The 24,596-nt window shown below is 73.6% G+C and carries 20 protein-coding genes; 10 read left to right on the top strand and 10 right to left on the bottom strand.

Annotated features, from left to right (window positions below):
* Positions 1-19: 19 nt before the first annotated feature.
* Genes AB0C17_RS08505 through AB0C17_RS08495 form a run of 3 tightly spaced genes read right to left on the bottom strand, consistent with a single transcriptional unit; the run spans position 20 to position 3,020 of the window.
* A complete protein-coding gene (locus AB0C17_RS08505; RefSeq protein WP_357477509.1) occupies positions 20-1,048 on the bottom strand; it encodes an LLM class F420-dependent oxidoreductase in 1,029 nt (342 codons plus the stop codon).
* The gene (locus AB0C17_RS08500) at positions 1,048-2,205 is read right to left on the bottom strand and encodes a CaiB/BaiF CoA-transferase family protein (protein WP_357390214.1); all 1,158 of its coding nucleotides are present in this window, start codon (positions 2,203-2,205) and stop codon (positions 1,048-1,050) included. Before AB0C17_RS08500 ends, AB0C17_RS08505 begins: the two co-directional genes overlap by 1 nt.
* Positions 2,202-3,020: an enoyl-CoA hydratase-related protein gene (locus tag AB0C17_RS08495; protein ID WP_357477506.1), complete on the bottom strand. Its 819-nt coding sequence runs from the start codon at positions 3,018-3,020 to the stop codon at positions 2,202-2,204. The genes AB0C17_RS08500 and AB0C17_RS08495 overlap by 4 nt, the downstream gene beginning before the upstream one ends.
* 16 nt (positions 3,021-3,036) lie before the next feature.
* On the opposite strand from AB0C17_RS08495, the gene AB0C17_RS08490 reads away from it, so the two are divergent.
* The gene (locus AB0C17_RS08490; protein WP_357390210.1) at positions 3,037-3,717 is read left to right on the top strand and encodes a GntR family transcriptional regulator; all 681 of its coding nucleotides are present in this window, start codon (positions 3,037-3,039) and stop codon (positions 3,715-3,717) included.
* A gap of 4 nt (positions 3,718-3,721) precedes the next feature.
* Here AB0C17_RS08490 and AB0C17_RS08485 read toward each other — a convergent pair whose 3' ends face one another.
* Positions 3,722-5,212, bottom strand: a complete 1,491-nt coding sequence (locus AB0C17_RS08485) for an aldehyde dehydrogenase family protein (RefSeq protein WP_357477503.1) — start codon at positions 5,210-5,212, stop codon at positions 3,722-3,724.
* Between the two features lie 77 nt (positions 5,213-5,289).
* On the opposite strand from AB0C17_RS08485, the gene AB0C17_RS08480 reads away from it, so the two are divergent.
* Entirely contained in the window at positions 5,290-6,441 is a 1,152-nt protein-coding gene (locus AB0C17_RS08480) for an acyl-CoA dehydrogenase family protein (protein WP_357477500.1), read from the top strand.
* Between the two features lie 55 nt (positions 6,442-6,496).
* On the opposite strand, the gene AB0C17_RS08475 is transcribed toward AB0C17_RS08480, so the two are convergent.
* Together AB0C17_RS08475 and AB0C17_RS08470 are read right to left on the bottom strand one after the other, a co-directional pair.
* Positions 6,497-8,644 carry a 3-hydroxyacyl-CoA dehydrogenase NAD-binding domain-containing protein gene (locus AB0C17_RS08475; RefSeq protein WP_357477497.1) on the bottom strand — a complete coding sequence of 716 codons (2,148 nt, stop codon included), beginning with the start codon at positions 8,642-8,644 and terminating at the stop codon, positions 6,497-6,499.
* A gap of 9 nt (positions 8,645-8,653) precedes the next feature.
* The gene (locus AB0C17_RS08470) at positions 8,654-9,868 is read right to left on the bottom strand and encodes an acetyl-CoA C-acetyltransferase (protein WP_357390202.1); all 1,215 of its coding nucleotides are present in this window, start codon (positions 9,866-9,868) and stop codon (positions 8,654-8,656) included.
* Positions 9,869-10,030: 162 nt separating this feature from the next.
* Between AB0C17_RS08470 and AB0C17_RS08465 the strand changes: the two genes are divergently transcribed.
* On the top strand, positions 10,031-11,233 hold the full coding sequence (locus tag AB0C17_RS08465) for a TetR family transcriptional regulator (protein ID WP_357469377.1): 1,203 nt from the start codon (positions 10,031-10,033) through the stop codon (positions 11,231-11,233).
* A 92-nt stretch (positions 11,234-11,325) separates the two neighbouring features.
* The gene (locus AB0C17_RS08460; RefSeq protein ID WP_357477494.1) at positions 11,326-12,489 is read left to right on the top strand and encodes a TetR/AcrR family transcriptional regulator; all 1,164 of its coding nucleotides are present in this window, start codon (positions 11,326-11,328) and stop codon (positions 12,487-12,489) included.
* A 12-nt stretch (positions 12,490-12,501) separates the two neighbouring features.
* Here AB0C17_RS08460 and AB0C17_RS08455 read toward each other — a convergent pair whose 3' ends face one another.
* Positions 12,502-13,719: an oxygenase MpaB family protein gene (locus tag AB0C17_RS08455; protein ID WP_357390196.1), complete on the bottom strand. Its 1,218-nt coding sequence runs from the start codon at positions 13,717-13,719 to the stop codon at positions 12,502-12,504.
* A gap of 153 nt (positions 13,720-13,872) precedes the next feature.
* On the opposite strand from AB0C17_RS08455, the gene AB0C17_RS08450 reads away from it, so the two are divergent.
* A complete protein-coding gene (locus AB0C17_RS08450) occupies positions 13,873-14,844 on the top strand; it encodes an oxygenase MpaB family protein (protein WP_357477491.1) in 972 nt (323 codons plus the stop codon).
* Here AB0C17_RS08450 and AB0C17_RS08445 read toward each other — a convergent pair.
* A complete protein-coding gene (locus AB0C17_RS08445; RefSeq protein WP_357477489.1) occupies positions 14,752-16,614 on the bottom strand; it encodes an AMP-dependent synthetase/ligase in 1,863 nt (620 codons plus the stop codon). The two genes, AB0C17_RS08450 and AB0C17_RS08445, sit on opposite strands and share 93 nt — an antisense overlap.
* A 203-nt stretch (positions 16,615-16,817) precedes the next feature.
* The gene (locus tag AB0C17_RS08440) at positions 16,818-17,585 is read right to left on the bottom strand and encodes a 3-oxoacyl-ACP reductase family protein (protein ID WP_357477486.1); all 768 of its coding nucleotides are present in this window, start codon (positions 17,583-17,585) and stop codon (positions 16,818-16,820) included.
* A gap of 137 nt (positions 17,586-17,722) precedes the next feature.
* Between AB0C17_RS08440 and AB0C17_RS08435 the strand changes: the two genes are divergently transcribed.
* The 5 genes from AB0C17_RS08435 (at position 17,723) to AB0C17_RS08415 (ending at position 22,976) form a co-directional block, all read left to right on the top strand.
* Positions 17,723-18,946 (top strand): oxygenase MpaB family protein, encoded by a 1,224-nt coding sequence (locus AB0C17_RS08435; protein ID WP_357390188.1) that lies wholly within the window; start codon positions 17,723-17,725, stop codon positions 18,944-18,946.
* A 22-nt stretch (positions 18,947-18,968) separates the two neighbouring features.
* Complete coding sequence (locus AB0C17_RS08430) at positions 18,969-19,550, top strand: isoquinoline 1-oxidoreductase (protein WP_357477483.1); 582 nt, start codon at positions 18,969-18,971, stop codon at positions 19,548-19,550.
* A gap of 74 nt (positions 19,551-19,624) precedes the next feature.
* Complete coding sequence (locus tag AB0C17_RS08425) at positions 19,625-20,809, top strand: zinc-dependent alcohol dehydrogenase (RefSeq protein ID WP_357469399.1); 1,185 nt, start codon at positions 19,625-19,627, stop codon at positions 20,807-20,809.
* Positions 20,806-21,750 carry an SDR family NAD(P)-dependent oxidoreductase gene (locus AB0C17_RS08420; protein ID WP_357477481.1) on the top strand — a complete coding sequence of 315 codons (945 nt, stop codon included), beginning with the start codon at positions 20,806-20,808 and terminating at the stop codon, positions 21,748-21,750. Before AB0C17_RS08425 ends, AB0C17_RS08420 begins: the two co-directional genes overlap by 4 nt.
* Positions 21,751-21,830: 80 nt before the next feature.
* Positions 21,831-22,976, top strand: a complete 1,146-nt coding sequence (locus AB0C17_RS08415) for an MBL fold metallo-hydrolase (RefSeq protein ID WP_357477478.1) — start codon at positions 21,831-21,833, stop codon at positions 22,974-22,976.
* A gap of 49 nt (positions 22,977-23,025) precedes the next feature.
* On the opposite strand, the gene dgt is transcribed toward AB0C17_RS08415, so the two are convergent.
* A complete protein-coding gene (dgt, locus tag AB0C17_RS08410; protein WP_357477476.1) occupies positions 23,026-24,537 on the bottom strand; it encodes a dGTP triphosphohydrolase in 1,512 nt (503 codons plus the stop codon).
* Positions 24,538-24,596 lie beyond the last annotated feature (59 nt).

The raw sequence follows: 24,596 nt of genomic DNA, 5'->3' as shown, positions 1-24,596 counted from the left end.
GTGTCAGCTCCTCCCCGCGCTACCGGGCCATGTCCGCGACGGCGGCGACGAGACGCCGGGGGTCCTCGCCCAGCGGTGCCACGTTGAGGATGGTCACGCCCGCGTCGCGGTACTCCTGGACCCGGTCGCGCACGTAGCTCTCCGGCCCGATCAGGCTGGTGCGTTCCAGCAGTTCCGCCGGCACCGCGGCGGCGGCCTCGGCCTTGCGGCCGGCCAGGTAGAGGTCCTGGACGCGGTCCGCCTCGGCTTCGTAGCCGTAGCGGCACAGCAGGTCGTGGTAGAAGTTGCGGCCCTTGGCGCCCATCCCGCCCACGTACAGGGCGATCAGCGGCCGGGCGAGGTCGCGCAGCCCGGTCACGTCCGGGCCGATGGCCAGCGGCCCGCCGGCCACCACCTCCAGCGGCCCGAGGTCGGCGGAGCGTTTCGCCCGGCCGGCCGCCAGCGCGGCGCCCCAGACGTCGCCCGCGCGCCGCGGGTCGTAGAGGAACGGCAGCCACCCGTCGGCGATCTCGGCGGTCATCCGGACGTTCCGGTCGCCGAGACTCGCCACGTGGATCGGGATGCGGTCGCGTACCGGGTGGGTGAGGATCTTCAGCGGCTTGCCCAGCCCGGTGCCCTCGCCGGGCGGCAACGGCAGCGGGTAGAGGCCGTCGTTCGTCAGCGTCTCCCGCCGCCACACCCGCCGGCAGATCTCGATCACCTCGCGGGTACGGGCCAGCGGCCTGTCGTAGGCGACGCCGTGCCAGCCCTCGATCACCTGCGGTCCGGACGCGCCGAGGCCGAGGATGGCCCGGCCACCGGACATGGCGTCCAGGCCCGCCGCGGTCTGTGCCAGCAGAGCCGGGGTACGCGAGAAGATCGGCAGGATCGCCGAGCCGATGTGCATCCGGCTCGTCCGGGCGGCCAGGTAACCCATCACCGTGGGCGCGTCGAAGCCGTACGCCTCGGACACCCAGGCCACGTCCAGGCCGTCCTGTTCCCAGGCGGCCACGTCGTCCGCGCCGCTGCGGGGATCGGCGGCGTACGCCAGTGTCGTCCCGATACGCATCAGTGAACTCCCTGTCCCTGGCGGACGACGCCGTCGTCCCGCCACCGCGGTAGGTGTGCGCCCAGCCCCCAGTCGGTGAGCACGGGCCCGGTGTCCGCGCCCGGCGCGGGCGGCGGGCCGCCGACCCGGCCCGGTGTGCCGGACAGGCGGGGCGCCACGGCCGGCTGCCGGACGCCGAAGTGCTCCTCGTACGTGCCGCGCGCGAGCAGGTGCGGGTGGCCCGGCGCCTCGGCCAGCGACAGCACCGGCGCGACGCAGGCGTCGGTGCCGTCGAACACGGCGGTCCACTCGTCGCGGGTACGGCCGGCGAACACCTCGGCGAAGCGGGCGCGCAGCACCGGCCAGCCCGCCACGTCGTGCTGTGCCGGCAGGTCCGCGCCTGCGAGCCCGAGCAGCCGCAGCAGTTCGGCGTAGAACTGGGGCTCCAGCGCGCCCACCGCCATGTGCCCGCCGTCGGCGGTGGCATACACGTCGTAGAACGGGGCGCCGCCGTCGAGCAGGTTGCGGCCCCGCTCGGCTCGCCAGGCGCCCTGCGCGAGCAGCCCGGCGAACGGGGTGGTGAGGTGCGCCGCGCCGTCCACGATGGCGGCGTCGACGACCTGGCCCCGGCCGGTGGCACCGGCCACGTGCAGCGCCGCCAGGAGGCCGACGACCAGGTAGAGCGAGCCGCCGCCGAAGTCGCCGACCAGATTGAGCGGGATCTGCGGCGGCCCGCCGGCCCGGCCGATCGGGTGCAGCGCCCCGGCGACGGCGATGTAGCCGATGTCGTGGCCGGCGGCGCGGGCCAGCGGACCGTCCTGGCCCCAGCCGGTCATCCGCCCGTAGACCAGGGCCGGGTTGCGGGCGAGCGCGTCCTGCGGTCCGACGCCGAGCCGCTCGGCCACACCGGGACGCCAGCCCTCGATCAGGATCGCGGCCCGGCCGGCCAGCGCGAGGACCACCTCGGCGCCGGCGGGGTGCTTCAGGTCCACCACTATCGAGCGCTTGCCCCGGTTGAGCAGGTTCTGTCCGGGGTCGCCGGCCGCGAACGCGCCGGGTTCCGGCCGGTCGACGCGCACCACGTCGGCGCCGAGGTCGGCGAGCAGCATGGCGGCGAACGGGCCGGGCCCGATGCCGGCCAGTTCCACGACCCGGACGCCGGCGAGCGGGCCGCTCACGCGCCGGCCCGTGGCGCGAAGCGGGGCGGGCGCCCCTCGGCCCGGCTGAGCAGGGCCTCGCCGAAGTCGGGGCCGGCCAGGGACTCGACCATGAGCCGGATCGCGTCGGCGGCTGCCTCGCCCACGCCGGTCTCCAGGCCGCCGAACACCTGCCGCCGGATCACCGCCATGGACGCCGGTGAGCAGTGCTCGGCCAGTTCGGCGGCATAGGCTTGGGCCTCGGCCAGCACCTCGTCGCGCGGGAGCACGCGTTGCACAAGTCCGATCCGCAGCGCCTCCACCGCGTCGACCCTGCGGCCGGACACCAGCAGGTCCAGCGCGGCGCCGACGCCGACCAGCCGGGGCAGCAGCCAGGCGCTGCCGTACTCGGCGACGAGGCCGAGGCGGCTGAACGAGGTGGACAGGCGCGCCTGCGCCGCCAGGAACCGCACGTCGGCGTAGAGCGCGTGGACCAGGCCCAGGCCCGCCGCGCCGCCGTTCATCGCGGCGACGATCGGCGTGCCGAGCGTCAGCGGCAGGTGCGGCGGGAACCCGAACTCACCGGCGAGCAGGTCACGGTTGCGCTCGTCCAGCAGCGCGGCGAGCGCCTCCGGGTCGGCGCCGGCACAGAACCAGTCGCCGGAGCCGGTCACCACCACCGCCCGCACCTCCGGGTCGGCGTCCGCCGTCACCAGGGCCGCGTAGTAGTCGCGGAACATCTCCAGCGTCATCGCGTTGCGCCGGTCGGGCCGGTCGAACCAGATGGTGCGCACACCGCCCCTGGTGGCGGCCCGCAGTCCGGCGCCGGCCGGCGTCCCGGTTGTGACATTTGACATTTGATACCCTCAACTGGTGGCGGACCGCGGCAGGATCCAGAACGTCTCCCAACCCCAGCTCTCCGAGACCGTGGCGAGCCTGCTGCGCGACCGGATCATGTCGGGCCAGCTGCGCCCGGGCGAACGCATCCGGCTCGAAGAGGTCGCCCAGGAGACCGGGCTGAGCATCACTCCGGTACGCGAGGCGCTGCTGATGCTGCGCGCGGAGGACATGGTCGAGCTGCAACCGCGCCGCGGGCACGTGGTGGCGCCGCTGTCGAGGCAGGACATCATCGACGTGTTCAGCCTCCAGGGCCACATCGCCGGTGAGCTGGCCGCCCGGGTCGCCGTCAGCATCACCCCCGAGCAGCTCGACGACCTGCGGCAGCAGCACGAGCGGCTGCGCCGCGCCGCCCAGGCCCGGCAGGTCAGCCGGGTCGAGCAGCTCGAATACGAGTTCCACCGCCGGATCAACCGGCTCGCCGACGCGCGCAAGCTGTCGTGGCTGCTGCGCACCGTGACCCGCTACACGCCGTCGCGGTTCTACGCCGCCGACGCCCAGTGGCGGGCCGGCATGGTCGCCGATCACGAGGCGCTGCTCGACGCGCTCGCCGCGGGCGACCCGGAGGCCGTCCGGCCGGTCATGGCCCGGCACTTCACCGACGGCGCGGAACGGCTGGTCAAGCACCTGGACGGGCTGGGCGTGTGGAACGGGTGAGCCGTCACCGGCGGCCATGACGCCACGCGAACATCGCCAGCGAGCGCTTCATGGCCGACGCGGACGGCTGGAGCGTCATCACCTCGATCGGCGGCCGGAACCGCTGCCACGTCACCGACCGCGCCCGGGCGAACTCGCGCAGGCCGTCCACGCCGTGGACCCGGCCGAACCCCGAGTCGCCCACGCCGCCGAACGGCAGTGAGGGCACGCCCGCGTACCCCAGGACCGAATTGACCGACACCGCGCCGGCCCGCAGCCGCCCGGCGAGCGCCAGGCCACGGCGGCGGTCGCGGGTGAAGATCGAGCCGGAGAGCCCGTAGCTGGTCGCGTTCGTGCGGCGGACCGCCTCGTCGGCGTCGGCGACCGGGTTGACCACCAGCACCGGGCCGAACGTCTCCTCGGTGACGGCGGTGCTGTCCTCCGGCACGTCGGTCAGCACGACCGGCTCCACGAACGGCGGCCGGACCGAAGCCGCGTCACCGACCACCGCCCGGCCGCCCCGGTCGAGCGCGTCGGTGACGTGGCGCCGGACGACCTCGGGCTGGGTGGGCGTGGTCATCGGCCCGTACGGCGCGTCCGGCTCGGCACCCGGCCGGACCTGCCGCGCCAGCTCGGTCAGCGTGGCCAGGAACGGCTCGCAGACGGACCGTTCGACGTAGACGCGCTCGACGCCGGCACACGTCTGCCCGGCGTTGCCCAGGCCGCCGAAGACCGCCGCCCGCGCGGCCGCGTCGAGGTCGGCGTCGGCGGTGACGATCAGCGCGTCCTTGCCGCCGCCCTCGATCACCACGGGTGTCAGGCTCTCGGCGCAGGCGGCCATGACCGACCGGCCGGTCGCCGCCGACCCGGTGAACGCGATCTTGTCGACCGAGGCGCGGCACAGCGCGGCGCCGGTCGTGCCGTCTCCGGTGACCACCTGGAGGACCGGGTGGTCGGGAAACAGCTCGTGCCAGCGCTCGGCCAGCCACACCCCGACGCCCGGGGTGAACTCGCTGGGCTTGAACACCACCGCGTTGCCGGCGGCGAGCGCGTGCGACACCGCGCCCATCGGCGTGTAGACGGGGTAGTTCCACGGGCCGATCACGCCGACCACGCCGTACGGCACGTACTCGACGGAGGCGGCCTGGTTGAACGCGAGCAGGCCGGAGGAGACCGAGCGCCGCCTGAGCACCCGCGCGGCGTGCCGGGCCGCCCAGTCCAGGTGCTCGACGGCGAGCATCACCTCGAGCTGGGCCCCGGCGAGGCTCTTGCCGGTCTCGCTCCGGACGATGCCGGCGAGTTCCTCGATGCCGCCCGCGACCGCCGCCTTGTACGCCAGCAGATGGCGGCGGCGCTGCTTGGCGTCCAGACCGGCCCACCAGCCGGCCGCCTCGCGGGCCCGCGTCACGGCGGCGCGCACGGCGGCGTCGTCGGCGAGGTCGTAGTCGGCGCGGTGCTCACCTGTCACCGGGTCGACGACGCTCAGCCGGCGAGGGTGCTCCACGAGGGACGTCATCGGGCAGCCTCCTGACATTTGATATTCGATAGTCTAGCCTTGCTGTCAATCCCTCACGATGCGCTGGAGGTACCGCTGTGGAGTGGACCGACGAGCAACTGTCACTTGTCGAGGCGGTGCGGGACTTCTGCCGCCGCGAGGTGGGCACCCGCGAGCAGCGGCAGAACCTCACGAACGGCGGCCGGGAACCGCACAGCCCGGAGCTGTACCGGAAGATGGCCGACCTCGGCTGGCTGGGGCTGTCGCTGCCAGAGGAGTTCGACGGCGGCGGCGCCGGCATGACGGAGCTGTGCCTGTTCCTGGAGGAGACCAGCCGGGCGATGGCGCCGATCGGCGGCTTCACCACCTCGATCATCGTCGCCGCCACCTACCAGCGGTTCGGCACACCGGAGCAGAAGAAGCTGATCCTCAGCGGGGTGGCGCGCGGCGTGGTCGAGGCGGTGGCGATGTCCGAGCCCGAGGCCGGCTCGGACGTTGCGAACCTGAGCTGCCGTGCCGAACGGCGCGGGGACGGGTGGGTGGTGAACGGTCAGAAGACGTGGTGCTCCAACGCCCACCTGGCCGAGCACATCCTGCTCGTCGCGCGCACCTCGGGCCGGGCCGGCGACCACCACGGCCTGACCATGTTCCTGGTCCCGGCCCGCGCGCCCGGCCTGACCGTCTCCGGCATCGACACCATGGGCGGCCGGGAGGTGAACGACCTCTACTTCACCGACTGCGTGCTGCCCGCCGACGCGGTGGTCGGCCGGGTCGACCACGGCTGGCGGCAGCTGATGGCCGGGCTCAACATGGAACGGCTGATCCTCGCCAGCGTGGTGCTCGGCATCGCCCGGCGGGCGTTCGACGACGTGGTGGCGTACGTGAAGGACCGCCGCCAGTTCCGCCGGCCGATCGGATCGTTCCAGGTGATCCGGCACCGCCTGGCCGACCTGGCCACCGAGATCGAGTGCGCCCGGCTGCTGGTCTACGACACCGCCGCCAAGGTCGACAAGGCGCCGGACACGGTGCTGCCCCGGGAGACCTCGATGGCGAAGCTCAAGGCCACCGAGACGGCCCGGCGCGTCGCGCTGGACGCGATGCAGATGATGGGCGGCTACGGCTACACCACCGAGTTCGACATGGAGCGCCTGGTCCGCTCGGCGATCGTGTCCACAGTCTACGGCGGCGCGAGCGAGATCCAGCGCGAGATCATCGCCAAGACGTACGGACTGTCCGACCGGATGCTCTGACGCGACCCGGCCCGGCCGGTGGGTTCGCCCCACACCGGCCGGGCCGCGTCGTCGTCTACTCGAACCGCTCGCCCCGCTCGGCCATGGCGACCAGCAGCGGCGGCGGGTCGAACCGCTCGCCGTAACGCTCGGCCAGCACCCGGGCACGGGCCACGAAGCCCGGCAGCCCGCCGTCGTACTGGTTGACGTACTGCAGGACGCCGCCGGTCCAGCTCGGATAGCCGATGCCCAGGATCGAGCCGACGTTGGCGTCGGCCACCGAGGTCAGCACGCCGGAGTCCAGGCACCGCACCGACTCGATCGCCTCGATGAAGAGCATTCGCTCCTTGAGGTCCTCGAACGGCGTGTCCAGGTTCGTGCCGCCGAACAGTTCCCGCAGCCCCGGCCAGAGCCCGGCCCGCCTGCCGTCGCGGTAGTCGTAGAAGCCGGCGCCGCCGGAGCGTCCGGTCCGGCCGCACCCGTCGATCATCGCGTCGATCACCGCGTCGGCGGCGTGCGGCTGCCACGTGCCCCCGGCCGCCACTGTCGCGGCGGCCGTCTCCAGGCGGATCTTCCGGGGCAGGGTGAGGGTCAGCTCGTCCATCAGCGCGAGCACCGGCGCGGGATAGCCGGCCTGGCTGCTGGCCTGCTCGATGGTCGCCGCCGGGATGCCCTCGGCCAGCATCGCCACGCCCTCGTTGGTGAACGTGCCGATGACCCGGCTGGTGAAGAAGCCCCGGCTGTCGTTGACGACGATCGGCGTCTTGCGCAGCTGACGGACGACACCCAGCGCCCGGCCCAGCGTGGCCTCGTCGGTCCGCTCCCCGCGGATCACCTCGACCAGCGGCATCTTGTCCACCGGGGAGAAGAAGTGCAGCCCGACGAACTCCTCCGGCCGGCTGACGCCCTCGGCGAGCAGGGTGATGGGCAGTGTGGAGGTGTTGGAGGCGATGAGCGCGCCCGGCGCGACCTGCTCGATCTCGGCGTACACCTTGTGCTTGAGCGCCGGGTCCTCGAAGACCGCCTCGATCGCGAGGTCGACGCCGGCCAGGTCGGCGAGGTCGCCGGTGGCGTGGATGCGGCCCAGGATCTCGTCCCGCTTCTCCGGCGTGGACCGGCCCCGGGCGACCGCCTTGTCGAGCAGGCCCGCCGAGTACGCCTTGCCGCGCGCCGCACCCTCGGCGGTGACGTCCTTGAGCACCACCCGCATCCCGGCGCGGGCGCAGACGTACGCGATGGCGGCGCCCATCATGCCCGCGCCGACGACGGCGACGCTGCGTACCGGCTGGTGGTCGCCACCGGCGGTGCGGGACCGGGCGGCCTGGAGGTCGAAGAAGAGCGCCTTGATCATGTTCTTGGCGATCTGGCCGGTGGCCAGCTCGGTGAAGTACCGCCCCTCGATCGTGAACGCGGTGTCCAGGTCGACCTGGGCGCCCTCGACGGCGGCGGCGAGGATGTTGCGCGGCGCCGGGTACGGCGCGCCCTTGAGCTGCTTGCGCAGCAGCGCGGGCATGGCCGGCAACTGCATCGCGAGTCCCGGGCTGGACGGGGTGCCGCCGGGCATCCGGTAGCCCTTGCGGTCGTACGGCTGGGTGGCGTCCGGGTTCGCGGCGACCCACTCGCGGGCGGCGGCCATCAGGGCGTCCCGGTCGGCGGCGAGTTCGTCGACCAGTCCGTGCGCGAGCGCGTCCTGCGGCCGGCGGCGCTGGCCGCGCAGCAGCCAGTCGGTCAGCGCGGCGGTGACGCCGAGCAGCCGGACGGTGCGCACCACGCCGCCGCAGCCGGGCAGCAGGCCGAGCGTGACCTCGGGAAAGCCGATCTCGATGCTCGGGTCGTCGAGCACGATGCGGTGGTGGCAGCCCAGGGCCAGCTCCAGCCCGCCGCCGAGGGCGGAGCCGTTGATCGCGGCGACGACCGGGCGGCCGAGCGTCTCCAGCCGGCGTACGGCCTGCTTGAGCGCGGCCGCGTCGGCCGCTGACGCCTCGGCGTCGGCGGGCGTGAGCCGCACCAGGGTCTCCAGGTCGCCGCCGGCGAAGAACGTCTTCTTGGCCGAGGTGACGATCACGCCGGTGATCCGGTCACGCTCGGCCTCGAGCCGGTCCACGGTGGCCGCCAGGCTCTCGCCGAACTCCGCGTTCATCACGTTCGCGGAGCGGCCGGGATGGTCGAGGGTGAGCAGCACGATGCCGTCGTCGCCGTGCTCCCACCGGATGGTGTTTGCCATTCGTGCTCCTCAGATTCGTTCGATCACGGTCGCGATGCCCATGCCGCCGCCCGCGCAGAGCGTGGCCAGCCCGTAGCGGCCGCCGCGTCGCTCCAGTTCGTCGACGAGCGTGCCGAGGATCATGGCGCCGGTCGCGCCCAGCGGGTGGCCCATCGCGATCGCCCCGCCGTTGGCGTTGACGATGTCCGGGTTCAGGCCCAGGTCGGCGACGAACCGCAGGACCACGGCGGCGAACGCCTCGTTGATCTCGACCAGGTCCAGGTCGTCCACGCCGAGACCGGCCTTCGCCAGCGCCTTGCGGGCGGCCGGGGCCGGGCCGGTGAGCATGATGGTGGGGTCGGCGCCGCTGAGCGCGGTGGCCACCACGCGGGCGCGCGGGGTGAGACCGGCGGCGGCACCGGCCGCCTCGCTGCCGATCGCGACGAGCGCCGCGCCGTCCACGATGCCGGAGGAGTTGCCCGCCGTGTGGACGTGCTCGATGCGCTCGACCCAGTGGTACTTCTGCAACGCGACAGCGTCGAAGCCGGCCTTCTCGCCGATCTCGGCGAACGAGGGGCGCAGCGCGCCGAGGCTCTCCGCCGTCGAGTCGGCCCGGATGTGCTCGTCCCGGTCCAGCACGGTCAGCCCGTTGCGGTCGCGGACCGGCACCACGGACCGGGCGAAGTAGCCGTTGGCCCACGCCTTGGCGGCCCGCGCCTGCGACTGGAGCGCGTACGCGTCCACCGTCTCCCGGTCGAAGCCGGCGATGGTGGCGATGAGGTCGGCGCTGATGCCCTGCGGCACGAAACCGGTGGTGAAGTTGACCTCCGGGTCGAGCGCCCACGCCCCGCCGTCGGAGCCCATCGGCACCCGGGACATCGACTCGACACCACCGGCGAGGACGAGATCCTCCCAGCCGGAGCGCACCTTCTGCGCGGCGATGTTCACCGCCTCCAGGCCGGAGGCGCAGAAGCGGTTGAGCTGCACGCCGGCCACCGTGTCGGGCAGGCCGGCGGCGACGGCGGCGGTCCGGGCGATGTCGGCGCCCTGGTCGCCGAGCGGCGACACCACCCCGAGCACGAGGTCGTCGATCAGCGCCGGATCGAGGCCGGGCATCCGCCGCAGGATCTCCCCGATCAGGCCGGTGACGAGCGAAACCGGCTTCACCCCGTGCAGCGATCCGGTCGGCTTGCCCCGCCCGCGCGGCGTGCGCAACGCGTCGTAGATGAACGCATCGGTCGTCATGCCAAGCTCCTCATCGCTCACCCGCATGCGAATTTCGCCTAACTTTTCTTGAGGCTGCGGCTCCTTGTCAAGAAGCGTTCCGCGCTGTCCGGCTCCGGCCTCCGCGACGGGAAGCGCGTGGGGCACCACCTGACGGACGCGAGGGGGCGCTAACCTGTAGCGGTGCGACGAGCAGCAGGCGACACCGTCCCGGCACCGGTCCGGCGGCCCAAGGACCGCAAGGCCCGCATCGCGCTCGCCGGGGCCGAGCTGTTCTGCGAGCGGGGCTACCACGGGGTCTCGGTCGACGAGATCGCCGCCGCCGTCGGCATCAGCGGGCCGGCCGTCTACCGGCACTTCCCTAACAAGTACGCGATCCTCGTGCACGCCACCCGGGAGGTCGTCGGCGCCCTGCTCGCCGCGACCGAGGAGCCGGCGGCGAACGACGCGGACGGGCTGCTCGACGAACTGCTGCGCGCGCTCGCCGAGGTCACGGTGAGCAGGCGGCGGGTGGCCGGGCTGTACCAGTGGGAGGGCCGCTACCTGACGCCCGAGCACCGGCAGGAGTTCGCCGCGTCGATGGCCACGCTCATCGGCCGCGTCGCCGCGCCGTTGCGCGAGCTGCGCCCCGAGCTGACCGCCGCGCAGGCCGATCTGCTGGTGAACGCGGCGCTGAGCGCGTTCGGCAGCGTGACCACGTACCGGACGGCCGGTGCCGACACCGAGCACCTGCTCACCCGCGTCGCCCGGACGCTGCTGCGGACCGACGCGCCCACGGTGCCGCCCCGGCGGCGCACCGGGGTGGAGGACTCCCCCGCCACCGGGCCGGTCCGCCCGGCGTCGCGCCGCGAGCTGCTGCTGATCGAGGCGATGCGGCTGTTCCACAGGCACGGCTACCACGCCGTCGCGGTGGAGGACATCGGCCGCGCCGCGGGCATGCAGGCATCCAGCGTGTACCGCTACTTCCCCGGCAAGGCCGACCTGCTCGCGGCCGCCTACTACCGGGCCACCGACCGGCTGACCGGTGCCACCACGGCGGCCATCGCCGAGGCGAGCGACCCGGCCGACGCGCTGCACCGGGTGGTGCGCGCGTACGTCGACTTCGCGTTCGGCCAGAGCGACCTGGTCGCGGTGTACCTGGCGGAGAACAACAACCTGCCGGAGCGGGACCGTCACCAGTTGCGCGGCGCGCAGCGGCTGCACGTCGAGGAGTGGGTGGGCCTGGTCCGGGCGGTACGACCGGAGCTGCCGGCCGGCGACGCCCGGGTGCTCGTGCACGCCGCGCTGAACGTGGTCACCGACGTCGGGCGGCTCGGCCGCTTCGACCGCACGGCGGGCTACGACGACCAGACCGCCCGGCTCGCGCTCGCCGTCCTGCACGCCTGACCGGCGTCCAGCGACCGCCCGGGCGGCGTGAGGCCCTGTGGTTGACTGACACCTATGGTCCTGTGCCCGTCCGCGTCCGCCCGGACGGTCCGGTGACCACCGGGCCGGCCGCGGCCACCCGGCCACGCAACCGCAGGCAGGTCATCGTGGAGTCGGCCGGGCAGGTGTTCAGCGAGCGCGGCTACCACGGCGCGTCCATGGAGGAGATCGCCGCGGCGGTCGGGATCAGCGCGCCCGCGCTGTACCGGCACTTCCCGAACAAGTACGCGTTGTTCGCCGAGTGCGCGAACGTCATGGTGGACAACCTGGTCGGGGCCGTCGACGAGTGGCCGCCGGACGCGGCGCTGGCCGACGTGCTGCTGGCCCTCACCCGGGTCACCGTCGCGCACCGCTCCTCCGGCGGCCTCTACCGGTGGGAGGCCCGCTACCTCGGCCGCGCGGACCGCCACCTGCTCCGCGCGAAGTTCGGCCACGTCGTGGGCCGGGTGACCGAGATGGTACGGCGGGAGTACCCGCTGCCCGACGAGCGCCTGCGGGCGGTGGCGGCGCTCGGTGTGATCGGCTCGGTGACCATGCACCACACCTCGATCGCCCAGCGCCGGATCGAGGACCTGGTGCTGCGGTCAGCGATGCGGGTGGTCGCCACCGATCCGACGACAGCCGCCGGGACCGCGCGGCTGGTGGAGCTGCCCGCCCAGCCGGTGCCCCGCACCCGGCGCGCGCAGATCCTGGCCGCGGCCGTGCCGCTGTTCGCCCGGGACGGCTTCGCCACCGTCACGAACGCGCAGATCGCCCAGGCGGTGGGGCTCGCCCCGTCCGCGATCTACCGCCACTACCCCGGCAAGGTGGACATCCTGGTGGCCGCCTGCCTCCAGGCGGCGGAACTGCTCGCCCAGGCGGTCGACCGCAGTCTCCAGCGGGCGGCCGACCCGCGGCAGGCCGTGGTCGCGCTGGCGGCGGCGTACGTGGCCTACTGCTTCGAGCACAACACCCTCAACAGCGTGGCCGAGGCCGAGGTGGCCGGCCTGCCCGCCGACGTACGGCGTCCGCTGATCCTCGCCCAGCGCGAGCACATCGCGGTCTGGGAGCAGCAGTTGCGGGCGGTCCGGCCGGACCTGGACCGGCGGCATGCCCGGCTGCTCGTGCACGCCGGGTTCGGCGTGGCGGTGGAGGCCGGGCGGGCCCTGCGCTGGCAGGACTCGCCCGGTCACCGGGACGCGGTCACCGCGCTGGTCACCGGCGCCCTGACGCTGTGAGGCCGCATCCGCTCAGGTGCCCGGCCGGTTCATCACCGGGATCGTGATCGGGGTGTGCGACGCGGACGAGCCGTTGTTGAGGAACAGCATCGCCAGCCCGCGGATGAACCTGTCGAACAGGCCGAACGTCTCCGGCATGAGCGGCGAGAGCCCTTCGCGGAACATCACGTACGTGGGCCAGCCGGCCTCGATCACGCCCCGGGAGATGTAGTCGCGCGGCAGCCGCAACCAGTCGCCGATCCGGTCGGTGAGCACGTAGCGCGCGAACTCCCGCTGGAATCCCCGGGTGACGCCGAGGTCCACCGAGGACGTCAGGTTCAGCAGGATGTCGGCCAGGTCGATGCCCTCGGGCGTCGGCGCGAGGAGCGGGGACAGCGCGTACCGGGACTGCTCCTCGGCGGCGGCCCAGCTGTTCGGGATGAACTCGTCGCGGACGCCGAGCAGGTGCAGCGCGACCTGCCACATGTGCAGGTAGGCCTCCTCCTCCGCAGCCGACATCCGCAGGCCCCAGCGACGCCAGTCGAGCAGCTTGCGGTGCACGTACGTGCCGAGGCTGTGGAAGGTGATGAGGATGTCGCCGTTGCTGATCGGGATCGGGTGGTCGGTGACGCCGCGCCACGGCGCGGACCGCGGCAGCAGGTGCCGCACCGCCGCGTGGGTGAGCCGCGTCTTGTGCGAGGTCACCACGAAGCTGCCGGTGGCCTTGAACGCGTCGGGGGCGCTCAGGTCGTAGCCGTAGGTGAAGGTCTTCGCGGCGCGCGACTTCATGTCCGCGCCGCCCTCGGACCAGTAGACGTTGCGGGCCTCGCGCGGGATCACCGTGCTCATGATCCCGCTGCCCAGGCCGTAGAGCAGGAACAGGTACATGCTCATGCGCTTGTTGAACTGGGCGGCCCGGTCCAGCTTGGCCTGGTCGGCCCAGGACGGCAGCGTGTTGACCCGCCGCAGGTAGGTGGTGAGCGCCGGGGGCAGGCCGGCGGGCAGCGCGTCGCCGTTGCGGATCCAGGACGCGAACGCGGTGTTCACGGCCGGGATCTGACCGGCGTCCAGCATCGAGGCGACGAGCGGGTCGGTGTCGTCGTCCCAGACGTCCCACGGGTCGGTGACCGTGTCGGTCCCGGCGATAGAGCCGGACGACGACCACGCCCACGCCTTGGGGGCGTCCGCCACAGCTACCAGTCCCAGCGCGGCACCGAGCGTCAGGACGCTTCGTCTACTGAGATTCTCCATTAGCACCACTTCCCGGTTTCGACCGGACATCGCCCTGAACACCGGCCCGCGAGGTGCGCACAAGCAGGTTTCGAGTTATCCGGGGATGTGATTTTCTATTAACATAGAGGAGCTTGACTGCATCGGCAAGGGTGGACGGTGGGGGTGGTGGCGATGGCTCGTGACGGGCGGTACCGCTGGTTGCGGCGGATCGAGACGCTCGATCCGGTCCGCGACCATCACGAGATCTACCGGCTCTCCGCCGGGTACGAGTTCCCCTTCGACTACCAGCGCGCGCTGGAACTGGCGCTGCTGCGCACGTTCTGCGTGCCGAGCATCTCCGCGCTGCTGGACGCGACAGGCGAGTTCCGGCTGCGCGCGCAGCAGCGCTACGACGACACCGCGCTGCTGATGGCCGAGCTGCTGGAGCACGGCTACGACTCGCCGCGCGGCCGGGAGGCGCTGCGGGTGGTCAACCGGGCGCACGGCCGGTACGCGATCTCCGACGACGACATGCGCTACGTGCTGTCCACGTTCGTCTACGAGCCGATCGACTGGCTGGACCGCTACGGCTGGCGCCCGCTGCACGAGCACGAGCGGCTGGCCGCGTTCCACTACTACCGCGCGGTCGGCACGCGCATGGGCATCCGCGACGTCCCGGCGGACTTCGCCGCGTTCCGCGCGTTCAAGGACGCGTACGAGCGGGAGACGTTCCGCCGCACGCCGAGCAACGAGCGGGTCGCGGCGTACACGCTGGATCTGTTCGCGTCCTGGTACCCGGCGCCGCTGCGCCCGGCCGCGCGGCTCGGGGTGCGCGCGCTGCTGCCGGCCGAGATGCGGTCCGCCTTCGGGCTCCCGGCCGCCCCGCGACCGCTGCCCGCGCTGGTCGACGGCGTGCTGCGCGCCCGGGCCGCCGTGGTGCGGCGGCTGCCCGCGCGGACCGTGAGCCGGCTGACCCGCGCGCCGCGCAACCGCACCTATCCCGGCTACCCGCGGGGGTACCGGCCCGCCGACCTCGGCGCGCCGCCACCCCCGCCCGGCATGGACCCGGCGCTACTGCGTGACGGGCTCGGCCGCCGCGTCGCCCGGCCGGTAGAGGTCGTCGATCCGGTCGCCGTACCTGTCGACGATGACCCGGCGCCGTAGCTTCAGCGTCGGGGTCAGCTCGCCCGACTCCGGCGTCCACGCCGACGGCAGCACCTGGAACGTCTTGACCTGCTCGGGCCGGGCGAGCCGCGCGTTCGCCGCGTCCACGGCGGCCTGGATCTCGGCCAGCAGCACCGGGTCCGAGGCCAGCGCGGGCAGCTGCGGGTCGGCGATGCCGTGCGTACGCGCCCACTGCGGCGCGACCTCCTCGTCCAGCACGATCAGCGCCGTGACGTACGGCCGCCGGTCGCCGATCGCCACCGCCTGACCGATGAGCGGGTGCGCCCGCAGCAGGTTCTCGATCTGCGCCGGCGAGATGTTCTTCCCGCTGGAGGTGATGATGAGTTCCTTCTTGCGGTCGGTGATGGTGAGGAAGCCGTCGGCGTCGAGCGTCCCGACGTCGCCGGTGGCCAGCCAGCCGTCCGCGTCCACGACCGGCTCGACGCCGCCGTCCTCGCGCAGGTAGCCGGAGCAGACCAGCGGACCCCGGACGAGGACCTCGCCGTCGTCGGCGAGGCGCACCTCCATGCCCACGTTGGGGCGGCCGACGCTCCCGGTGCGGAAGCGGTCCGGAGTGTTGAGGGTGGCGGTGCCGGTCGTCTCGGTCAGCCCCCACACCTCAAGCACGTCGACGCCGAGCCCGGCGAGGAACCGCAGCACGTCCACCGGGATCGGGGCGGCGCCGCTGCCGGGCCAGACCATGTTGTGCAGGCCGAGGGTGGCCTGCAACGGCCGCAGCACGGTGTCGCGGGCCTGCGCCACCCGGGCGGCCAGCTCGTCCGGCACCGCCTCTCCGGCCGCGCGCAGTTCGTACGCCTCCAGCGTCACCGCACTCGCGGCGGCGACCGCGGCGCGGACCGCGGGCTCGGCGCCGGCCAGGTGCGCCTGGACCCCGGCGGCCATCTTCTCCCAGACCCGCGGCACCCCGAAGAACGAGGCGGGGCCGACGGTGCGCAGCGCCGCGACGAGCTGCGTGGCGTCGGGGCAGATCGTCACGTGCCCGGCGCGGTGGATCGGGTTGTAGATGCCGAGGAACCGTTCGGCGATGTGCGCGAGCGGCAGGTAGGCCACCGTCGGCGCGTGGTCGGGGACGGACACCATCGCGTCCAGCGCCACCGCCTGGTAGATCACGTTGTGGTGGCTGAGCACGACGCCCTTCGGGTTACCAGTCGTGCCGGAGGTGTAGAGCAGCGTCACCGGCTGCTCGGGCCGGATCGTGCGCCAGCGCCGCTCGAAGGCGTCCGGGTCCGCCTCGCGGGCGGCCCGCCCGAGGGTACGCACGCGCGACAGCGGCACCACGTCGGCGGCCGGTTCGCCCGGCTCGTCCACCAGCACCACCCGCAGCAGGTCCGGCAGGTCGGGCAGGATCGGCCGCCAGCGCTCCAGCTCGGCCGGGCCCTCCAGGACGAGCACCTGGGCGGCGCTGTGCCGGGCCAGGTAGCGCATCTGCTCGGCGCTGAGCGTCGGGTAGATCGTGGACGGCACCGCGCCCACGTGGACCGCGGCGAGGTCGACCAGCCAGTGCTCGGTACGGCTGGACATCATGATCAGCATGTGCCGCCCGGCCTCCAGGCCGGTCTCGGCCAGGCCGGCGGACATCTCGGCGACCTCGTCGCGCAGCTGCGCCCAGGTGCGGGTGTCGTCGCGGCCGAGCGTGGTGAGCGCGGGCCGGTCGGCGTACTCGGTGGCGTTGCGGTGCAGCAGTGCCGGGACGGTCAGGTCGGCGGCTTTCTTGGCGCAGTTCTCGGCGAGGACGTCGGAGGGGTCCATGGGCTACTCCTTCACACGCAACCGGGCCTGGTGGTGGCAGGGCTGGCCGCACCCCTCGCCGTGGTGCCCGCGCGGGTTCCGCAGCCGATGGCAGCACTGTAAACGAGGGTTAACTTTCTGGGAAGGAGTGGCCGTGATCCGGCGTGATATCGCATTGCGGCGAGACGCCGGTGCCGAACGCGGACTAACCAAACGACCCACGCTCACTGCGCGGTAAAGCCACCGTCCACGTGCAACACGCTGCCGGTGACGTAGCTCGCCGCATCCGAGGCGAGGAACAGCACCGCGCCGACGACCTCCTCGGGGCGGCCGAACCGGCCCATCGGGATGCGGTCGCGCAGCCGCTTCGACCACTGCTCGTGGCCGCGCAGCCCTTCGGTCATCGGGGTCTCCAGGTAGCCGGGCGCCACCGCGTTGACGCGTACGCCCGCCGCTGCCCACTCCAGCGCCAGCGTGCGGGTGAGCTGCTCGACGCCGCCCTTGCTGGCGCTGTACGCGGCCAGGCGCGGGAAGCCGACCTGACCGTGCACGGAGGACATGTTGACGATGCTGCCCGCGCCCTGCCCGACCATGACCGCGCCGGCCGCGCGGGCGCAGACGAACACCCCGGACAGGTTGGTGTCGATCACCTGCTGCCAGTCACCGAGGCCGAGCCGCTCGCTGCGATGCAGCGCCGGGCTGATGCCGGCGTTGTTGACCAGGACGTCGAGCCGCCCCCAGCGCCGCCGGGCCAGGGCCACCACGGCGTTCGCGGCCGACTCGTCGGCGACGTCACCGGCGACCGCCTCCGCCGTGCCGCCACCGGCCGCGATCCGGTCCCGCACCTCGTCCAGCGCATCCGGCCGCCGGGACTGGAGGATCACCGACGCGCCGGCCCGGGCCAGCCCTTCGGCGATCGCCGCGCCGACGCCCTGACTGGCGCCGGTCACCCACGCCACCTTGCCCGACAGCATCCCCTCGACCAGCGCCACCGTGGACTCCCCTCATCGCAAACCATCGACAGTTGTCGTCGCGAGCCTTGTGGACACCGTTACCACGTGCTCTCATGTGATACACGGGCGCAACAATTGTTTCACCGTATCAGCGGCCTCGACCCCGAGGAGTGGACGTGGAACCGGTAAGCAGGCGCAAGATGTTGAAGGCCGGTGGGGCACTGGGCGCGCTCGGCGCGCTGAGCGTCGCCGCGCCGGCACAGGCCCGGTCGGCGTGGACCTGGTCCCCGACGGGATCAGTGGCCGGCGCCGGGGCGGGCGTGGACCCGCGCTGGGTGTGGGACGAGGAGGCCGACCCGCTCGTCGCCTCCCTCCTGGACCGGGGCGAGGCGCCACTTGTCAACCAACTGCTGCGGACGTGGACGAGGAACGGCCAGCCGCTGCCGGTCGGCCTCCCGGCGGACGTCCGCGCGTTCATCGAACGCGCACGCGTGCTGCCGTCCTGGGTGGACCAGGGCAAGCTGGCCACCGCGGTGCGCTTCAACGAGAAGCGCGGTCTCTACCTCGGCGTGCTCTACGGCCTGGCCAGCGGCATGATGAGCACCGTCATCCCGAAGGAGGCGCGCGCCGTCTACTACTCCAAGGGCGGCGCGGACATGAAGGACCGCATCTCCAAGACCGCCAAGCTCGGGTACGACATCGGCACCGCCAACGCGTACCAGCCCGACGGCTCGATGATCGTGACCGCGGTCAAGACCCGGCTGGCGCACGCGGGCGTCCGTCACCTCCTGCCGCAGTCGCCGGACTGGGCCGAGGTCGCGCCGGAGGACATCCCGATCAGCCAGCGGGACCTCATGGTCACCTGGCACAGCCTGCCCACCACGGTCATGCGGAAGCTGACCGACTGGCGCGTCCCGATCCCCGCCGCCGAGTCGGCCGCGTTCCTGCACCTGTGGCAGGTCGCCGCCCACATGCTCGGCATCAAGGACGAGTACATTCCCGCCTCCTGGAGCGAGGCGAACGCCCAGGCCGCCGAGGTCCTCGACCCGGTGCTGGCGCCCACCCGCGAGGGCAACGCGCTGGCGGACATCCTGCTCGGCCTCGGCAGGGAGATCGACGCCGGGCTGCTCAGCAAGCCCATCCTCGGCTCGTTCACCCGGTTCCTGCTCGGCAACCAGATCGCCAACTGGCTGGAGATCCCGCGCGACCTGCTCTGGGACACTCTGCTGCGGACGAGCTGGGGCCCGTTCATCGCGGTCCGGGAGGCGCTGCTGCCGTTCCCGCTCGCGCCGGAGTGCTACTGGCTGTTCGACGAGTTCCTGCGCAAGCTCGCGCTGCTGTTCCTGTCCGAGGGGCAGTCGATAAACATCGAGATCCCGCTCGGCAACCGCGAGTTCTGACCGCCGGGTCGCGGTGCGCACCATGACCGCGCCCCTCCGCCCGTTCCTGGGGTACGTGCTGGCCGCACCGGTGCTGGTGGCAGCGGCCGAACTCAGCACGGGGTATCCGGCCGCCGCCCGGACGCCGTCGCCGGGCATGGCCGGGCTGCTCGGCCTCGGCGAGATCATGACGGCGGCGGCCCTGCCCGGGGCGGGACTTGTCGCCGTCGAGGTCGGCCCGGACGGGACCGTGACGTTCACGCTGCCGCCGGATCGGGCCGGTTACTGCGGCGACGTCCCGGCGGCCGAGCTGATCGCCGACGGGCTGGCCGTGCCGCGCCGGCGGGTGCGGGTGCCACCGGCCCGGCCGGCAGGGGGCCGGACGCGTGGCACACCGCATCCGGCGGTCCCCGCCCGTACCCCCGTCCGGGTCGCCGTGGCGGTGGCCCGGCGGCGGCTGCTGGAGGCCGCGTCGGCGACGCACGGCACGCCCGTGGGCTGCCTGCGGCTCGCGGCCGGCGCCGTCACCGACCGCGCGGGCCGCCGCCTCGACATCGGCGCGCTGGCCGGCACCGCCGCCAGCACCAGCACGATCGCCGTGCCGGTCGACCTCACGCCACGGTGACCGGCGCCGCCGATTCAACGGCCCCCTGCCGGGTAGCAGTCCGATGGACGGCACCGGAGAGGGGACATACAGGCATGAAGGCACTGACCTGGCACGGCAAGCGGGACGTTCGCGTCGAGGACGTCCCGGACCCCCGGATCGAGGAGCCGACCGACGCGATCGTCCGGATCACCTCGACCGCCATCTGCGGTTCCGACCTGCACCTGTACGAGGTGCTCGGGCCGTACCTCAAGCCCGGCGACATCCTCGGGCACGAGCCGATGGGCATCGTCGAGGAGGTCGGGCCCGGCGTGACCCGGCTCAAGAAGGGCGACCGGGTGGTCGTCCCGTTCAACATCTCCTGCGGCTCGTGCTGGATGTGCGAGCGGCAGCTCTACGCGCAGTGCGAGACCACCCAGGTGACCAGCCAGGGCAAGGGCGCGTCGCTGTTCGGCTACACCTCGCTGTACGGCTCGATCCCCGGCGGCCAGGCCGAGTACCTGCGCGTCCCGCAGGCCCAGTTCGGCCCGATCACGATCCCGGACAGCGGCCCGGACGAGCGCTGGCTCTACCTGTCCGACATCCTGCCCACCGCCTGGCAGGCGGTGAAGTACGCCGACGTCCCGCCCGGCGGCACCCTGGCCGTGTTCGGGCTCGGCCCGGTCGGCCAGTTCAGCGCCCGGATCGGCCGCCACCTGGGCGCCGGCCGGGTGATCGGCCTCGACCTGGTCCCCGAGCGGCTGGAGATGGCCCGCCGCCACGGCATCGAGGTGCTCGACGTCAGCCAGCTCGACGACGTGCCCGGCGCGCTCATCGACCTGGTCGACGGGCGCGGCCCGGACGCGGTGATCGACGCCGTCGGAATGGAGGCGCACGGCGCGCCGCTGGGCAAGATGGCCCAGACCGCAGCCGGGCTGCTGCCGGACAAGCTGGCCCAGGCGATGACCGACAAGGCCGGCGTGGACCGGCTCGTCGTGCTGCACGCCGCGCTCAAGGCCGTGCGGCGCGGCGGCACCGTGTCGATCTCCGGCGTGTACGGCGGCGAGCAGGACCCGATGCCGCTGATGGAGATGTTCGACAGGGGCATCCAGCTGCGCATGGGGCAGTGCCACGTACGGCGCTGGGTGGACGAGATCATCCCGCTGCTGGAGCGCGACGACGACCCGCTGGGCGTGGAGGACCTGCGTACCCACCGGCTGCCGCTGACCGACGCGCCGCGCGCGTACGAGATGTTCCAGAAGAAGGAGGACGGCTGCGTCAAGGTCGTGCTCGCACCGTGACCCGGACGGTGGTCGTCACCGGCGCCACGAGCGGCATCGGCCGGGCGACCGCCCGGGAGCTGGCGGGTCGCGGGGACCGGCTGGTCCTCGCGGCCCGCTCCCCCGCGACCCTCGACGAGGCACGCGACGAGTGCCGGGCGTCGGGCGCGCGGGCGATCGCCGTACCGATGGACGTGACCGAGCCCGGTGCGGTGGCCGCGCTCGCCGACGCGGCGCGGGCCGAGTTCGGCCGCGTCGACGCCTGGGTGCACACCGCCGCCGTGATGTCCTACGGCCGCTTCGACGAGACCCCGGCCGAGGTGTTCGAGCAGGTGGTCCGCACCGACCTGCTGGCCGCCGCGGCGGTGGCCCGGGAGGCGCTGCGAATGTTCCGGGCCACCGGCGGCGGCACGCTCGTGCTCACCGGCTCGGTGCTCGGGCACATCACCGCGCCCTACATGAGCGGCTACGTGGCGGCCAAGTGGGGCCTGCAAGGGCTGGCCCGCACGCTCCAGCAGGAGGCCCGGGAGACGCCGGGCATCGCGATCTGCCTGGTCAACCCGGGCAGCGTGGACACACCCGTCTACCGGCAGGCGGCCAACTACCTGGGCCGGATCGGCCGGCCGCCACCCCCGATCGCCTCGCCCGAACGGGTGGCCCGGGCCATCGCCGGATGCCTCGACCGGCCGCGCCGGGAGGTCTCGGTGGGACGGCTCAACGTGATCATGCGGTTCGGCTTCACCGCCCTGCCCGGCGTGTACGACGTGCTGGTCGGGCCGCTGATGCGCCTGGCCGGGCTGACCCGGCAGCCGGTCGCCGCGCACCAGGGCATCGTGTTCACGCCGAGCCCGGCCGGAGAGACGGTCCGGGGCGGATGGCTGCCCGACGTGTCGCAGATGGTCCGCGCGGTCGGCGGACGGGCGGCCACCGTGGCGTCCGCGGTACGCCGCCGGCCGCACTGACAGCCGTCGCGGATAGTCGCGCGGGCGGACCGGCGCGCTGGTGGCTACCGTGTACGACGGGACACGTCGGAGGGACGAGCATGCGGGAAGCAACGGGGCGGGAACCGGACCGGACGCGCGGCGGGCGGGTGTGGAAGCTCGCCGGGCTGGCCGCCGTCGCCGGGCTGGCCTGGGCGGCGCGGGACGTACCGGCCCAGCTCGGCGGGCGGCTCACCGGCGCCCGGGCGGAACGGGCGGCCCGGTCACCGCGCTTCCGCGACGGCACGTTCCACAACCCGGCCGGCGCCAGCGCCACGATGGTCGCCGACCCCGGCCGCAACCTGCTCCGTGAGCTGGTCTTCGGCAAGCAGAAGCGGCGGCCGGGCAGCCCGGTGCCGCTGCTGCGCCCGGCCTCCGCGCCGGCCGGTGACCCGACCCGCGAACTGAACGTCGTCTGGTACGGCCACGCCTCCACGCTCGTCGAGATCGAGGGGCACCGGGTGCTGCTCGACCCGGTGTGGAGCGACAGGTGCTCCCCGTCCGGGCTGGTCGGCCCGCGCCGCATCCACGAGCCGCCGGTCCGCCTGACCGAGCTGCCCCCGCTGGACGCGGTGCTGATCTCGCACGACCACTACGACCACCTGGACATGGAGACCGTCCGCACGCTCGCCGACCTCCAGTCCGCGCCGTTCGTGGTGCCGCTCGGCGTCGGCGCGCACCTGGCCCGCTGGGGCGTACCCGAGCACCGCATCGTCGAGCTGGACTGGTCCGACAGCCACCGGGCCGGCGGGCTGACGCTCACCGCCACCGCCGCGCAGCACTTCTCCGGGCGCGGGCTGCGCCGCGACGGCACGCTCTGGAGTTCCTGGACGATCACCGGCACACACCGGAAGGTCTTCTACACCGGCGACTCCGGCTACTTCGACGGGTACGCCGCGATCGGCGCCGAGCACGGCCCGTTCGACCTGACGCTCATGCAGATCGGCGCGTACGACAGGGCGTGGCCGCACATCCACATGTTCCCGGAGGAGGCGGTCGCCGCCCACCTCGACGTACGCGGCGGGCTGCTGGTGCCGGTGCACTGGGGCACGTTCAACCTGGCCCTGCACGACTGGTCCGAGCCGGTGGACCGGCTCTGGGCCGAGGCGAAGGCGCGCGACGTCCGGCTCGCAGTGCCGCGCCCCGGCGAGCGGGTCGTGGTGGACGAGCCGCCCGCGGTGGACGGCTGGTGGCAGGCGGTCGCCTGACCCGGCACGGTCCCCGGGTGGCGCGGTCGCCCTCGTGCTCCGAGCCGTCTCAGAGCACGAAGGCGTCCGTCCAGAGCGCGCCGGAGCGGCCGGACAGCGCGTCGAGCATCGCCACCGCCTGACCGTCGGTGAGCTGCGCGACGAAGTCGATGATCGCCCGCCCCCGGGCCCGGCCGATCCGGTCCGGGGTACGCGGGTGCAGCTCCGCCTCGGCCAGCTCCACCAGGTCGTGCAGCCGGCGCGGCAGCCGGGACTCCTCCTCCGGGTCCAGCAGCCACTCCCAGAGCGCCTCCACCAGCGTGCCCAGCAGCCGGGCCTGGCCACGCTGGTGCAGGGCCAGGTCCGGGCGGGCCAGCACGAACCGGTGGTGCACGAACTTGAGCACCTGCACCTCGTGCCACTGCGCCTTGTCCAGCAGCACGTACCCGGAGCGGACCCCCGGGTCCGGCGTCACCGTGATGGCCTCCACGAAACGGGTGGACCAGCGGGCGGAGAACCGGGCCACGTACTGCTCCGCCTCGATCGAGCCGTCGAACGGCAGCGCCAGCAGCCCCTCCACCAGTTCCTCGCGGACGTGCTCGACGGCGGCGGCGAACGCCTCGTCGTCGGCGATCCAGTCGTCCTTGCGGTGCAGCTGCCGGCGCAGCCGCTCGATCGCCACGCCGGGTCGCCGGGCCGTCGCCTCCAGCGCCGACGCGGTGATCGACCGCAGGTGCCCGCACTCGCGCTGCCACGCCATCAGCTCGGCCGCCACCGCGCCCTGCTGGAGCACCCCGACGCGGTAGAAGTCCTCCACGTCGTGGATCGCGTACGCGATGTCGTCGGCGGTGTCCATCACCGACGCCTCGGGGGTCTGCTGCCAGTCCGGGATCCGCCCGGCGAACGGCTCCCGCGCCTGGCGCAGGTCGTCCAGCTCGGTGCGGTACGCGCCGAACTTCACCGACCCGCTCTCCGGATCCTCCGGCGGGGCCGCCGCGCCCCGGGGCGCCGGGTCAAGGTGGCGCGGGTGCGGGTCGGGATGGTCCAGCCGGGTCCACGGGTACTTCAGCATGGCGGCCCGGACCGCGGCGGTCAGGTCCAGGCCGGTGGTCGCCGCGCCGCGGATCTCGGTGCTGGTGACGATCCGGTACGACTGGGCGTTGCCCTCGAAACCGTCGGCCAGCCCGAGTCGCTGCCGGGCCAGCCGGTCGAGCACCCGCTCCCCCAGGTGCCCGAACGGCGGGTGCCCGAGGTCGTGCGCGAGCGCGGCGGCCTCCACCACCTCCGGGTCGCAGCCGCCGAGCCTGTCCAGCAGGTCCCGGTGCGCCGGGTCGGCCGTCAGCCGCTCCGCTATCGCCCGGGCCACCTGGGCCACCTTCAGGCTGTGCGTGAGCCGGTTGTGCACCAGCAGCCCGGATCCACCCGGGCTGATCACCTGGGTCACGCCGCCCAGCCGGGTGAAGAACGGCGAGCCGACGATCCGGTCGCGGTCGGCCCGGAACGGGCCGGCGGCCAGGTCGCCGAGCGCCCGGGCGCTGCCGCCGAACAGCCGCCGGGCCCGCGGATCCGCAGGTGCCTCCATGATCGCCACGCTAGCGCAGCCGGCGGCGGGCCGGGCACAGCCGGTCGGAGGCGAACGGC

The organism is Micromonospora sp. NPDC048887, from assembly GCF_040649715.1.
Taxonomy (GTDB): domain Bacteria; phylum Actinomycetota; class Actinomycetes; order Mycobacteriales; family Micromonosporaceae; genus Micromonospora.
Note: the sequence above shows the minus strand (reverse complement) of the source record. Positions and strands in the feature narration are given on the sequence as shown.

What these genes read in the sequence shown, in the direction of transcription:
- AB0C17_RS08505 (WP_357477509.1), bottom strand. Translation starts at nt 1,048, where the DNA reads ATGCGTATCGGGACGACACTGGCGTACGCCGCCGATCCCCGCAGCGGC.
- AB0C17_RS08495 (WP_357477506.1), bottom strand. Translation starts at nt 3,020, where the DNA reads ATGTCAAATGTCACAACCGGGACGCCGGCCGGCGCCGGACTGCGGGCC.
- AB0C17_RS08485 (WP_357477503.1), bottom strand. Translation starts at nt 5,212, where the DNA reads ATGACGTCCCTCGTGGAGCACCCTCGCCGGCTGAGCGTCGTCGACCCG.
- AB0C17_RS08475 (WP_357477497.1), bottom strand. Translation starts at nt 8,644, where the DNA reads ATGGCAAACACCATCCGGTGGGAGCACGGCGACGACGGCATCGTGCTG.
- AB0C17_RS08470 (WP_357390202.1), bottom strand. Translation starts at nt 9,868, where the DNA reads ATGACGACCGATGCGTTCATCTACGACGCGTTGCGCACGCCGCGCGGG.
- AB0C17_RS08455 (WP_357390196.1), bottom strand. Translation starts at nt 13,719, where the DNA reads ATGGAGAATCTCAGTAGACGAAGCGTCCTGACGCTCGGTGCCGCGCTG.
- AB0C17_RS08450 (WP_357477491.1), top strand. Translation starts at nt 13,873, where the DNA reads ATGGCTCGTGACGGGCGGTACCGCTGGTTGCGGCGGATCGAGACGCTC.
- AB0C17_RS08445 (WP_357477489.1), bottom strand. Translation starts at nt 16,614, where the DNA reads ATGGACCCCTCCGACGTCCTCGCCGAGAACTGCGCCAAGAAAGCCGCC.
- AB0C17_RS08430 (WP_357477483.1), top strand. Translation starts at nt 18,969, where the DNA reads ATGACCGCGCCCCTCCGCCCGTTCCTGGGGTACGTGCTGGCCGCACCG.
- AB0C17_RS08425 (WP_357469399.1), top strand. Translation starts at nt 19,625, where the DNA reads ATGAAGGCACTGACCTGGCACGGCAAGCGGGACGTTCGCGTCGAGGAC.
- AB0C17_RS08415 (WP_357477478.1), top strand. Translation starts at nt 21,831, where the DNA reads ATGCGGGAAGCAACGGGGCGGGAACCGGACCGGACGCGCGGCGGGCGG.
- dgt (WP_357477476.1), bottom strand. Translation starts at nt 24,537, where the DNA reads ATGGAGGCACCTGCGGATCCGCGGGCCCGGCGGCTGTTCGGCGGCAGC.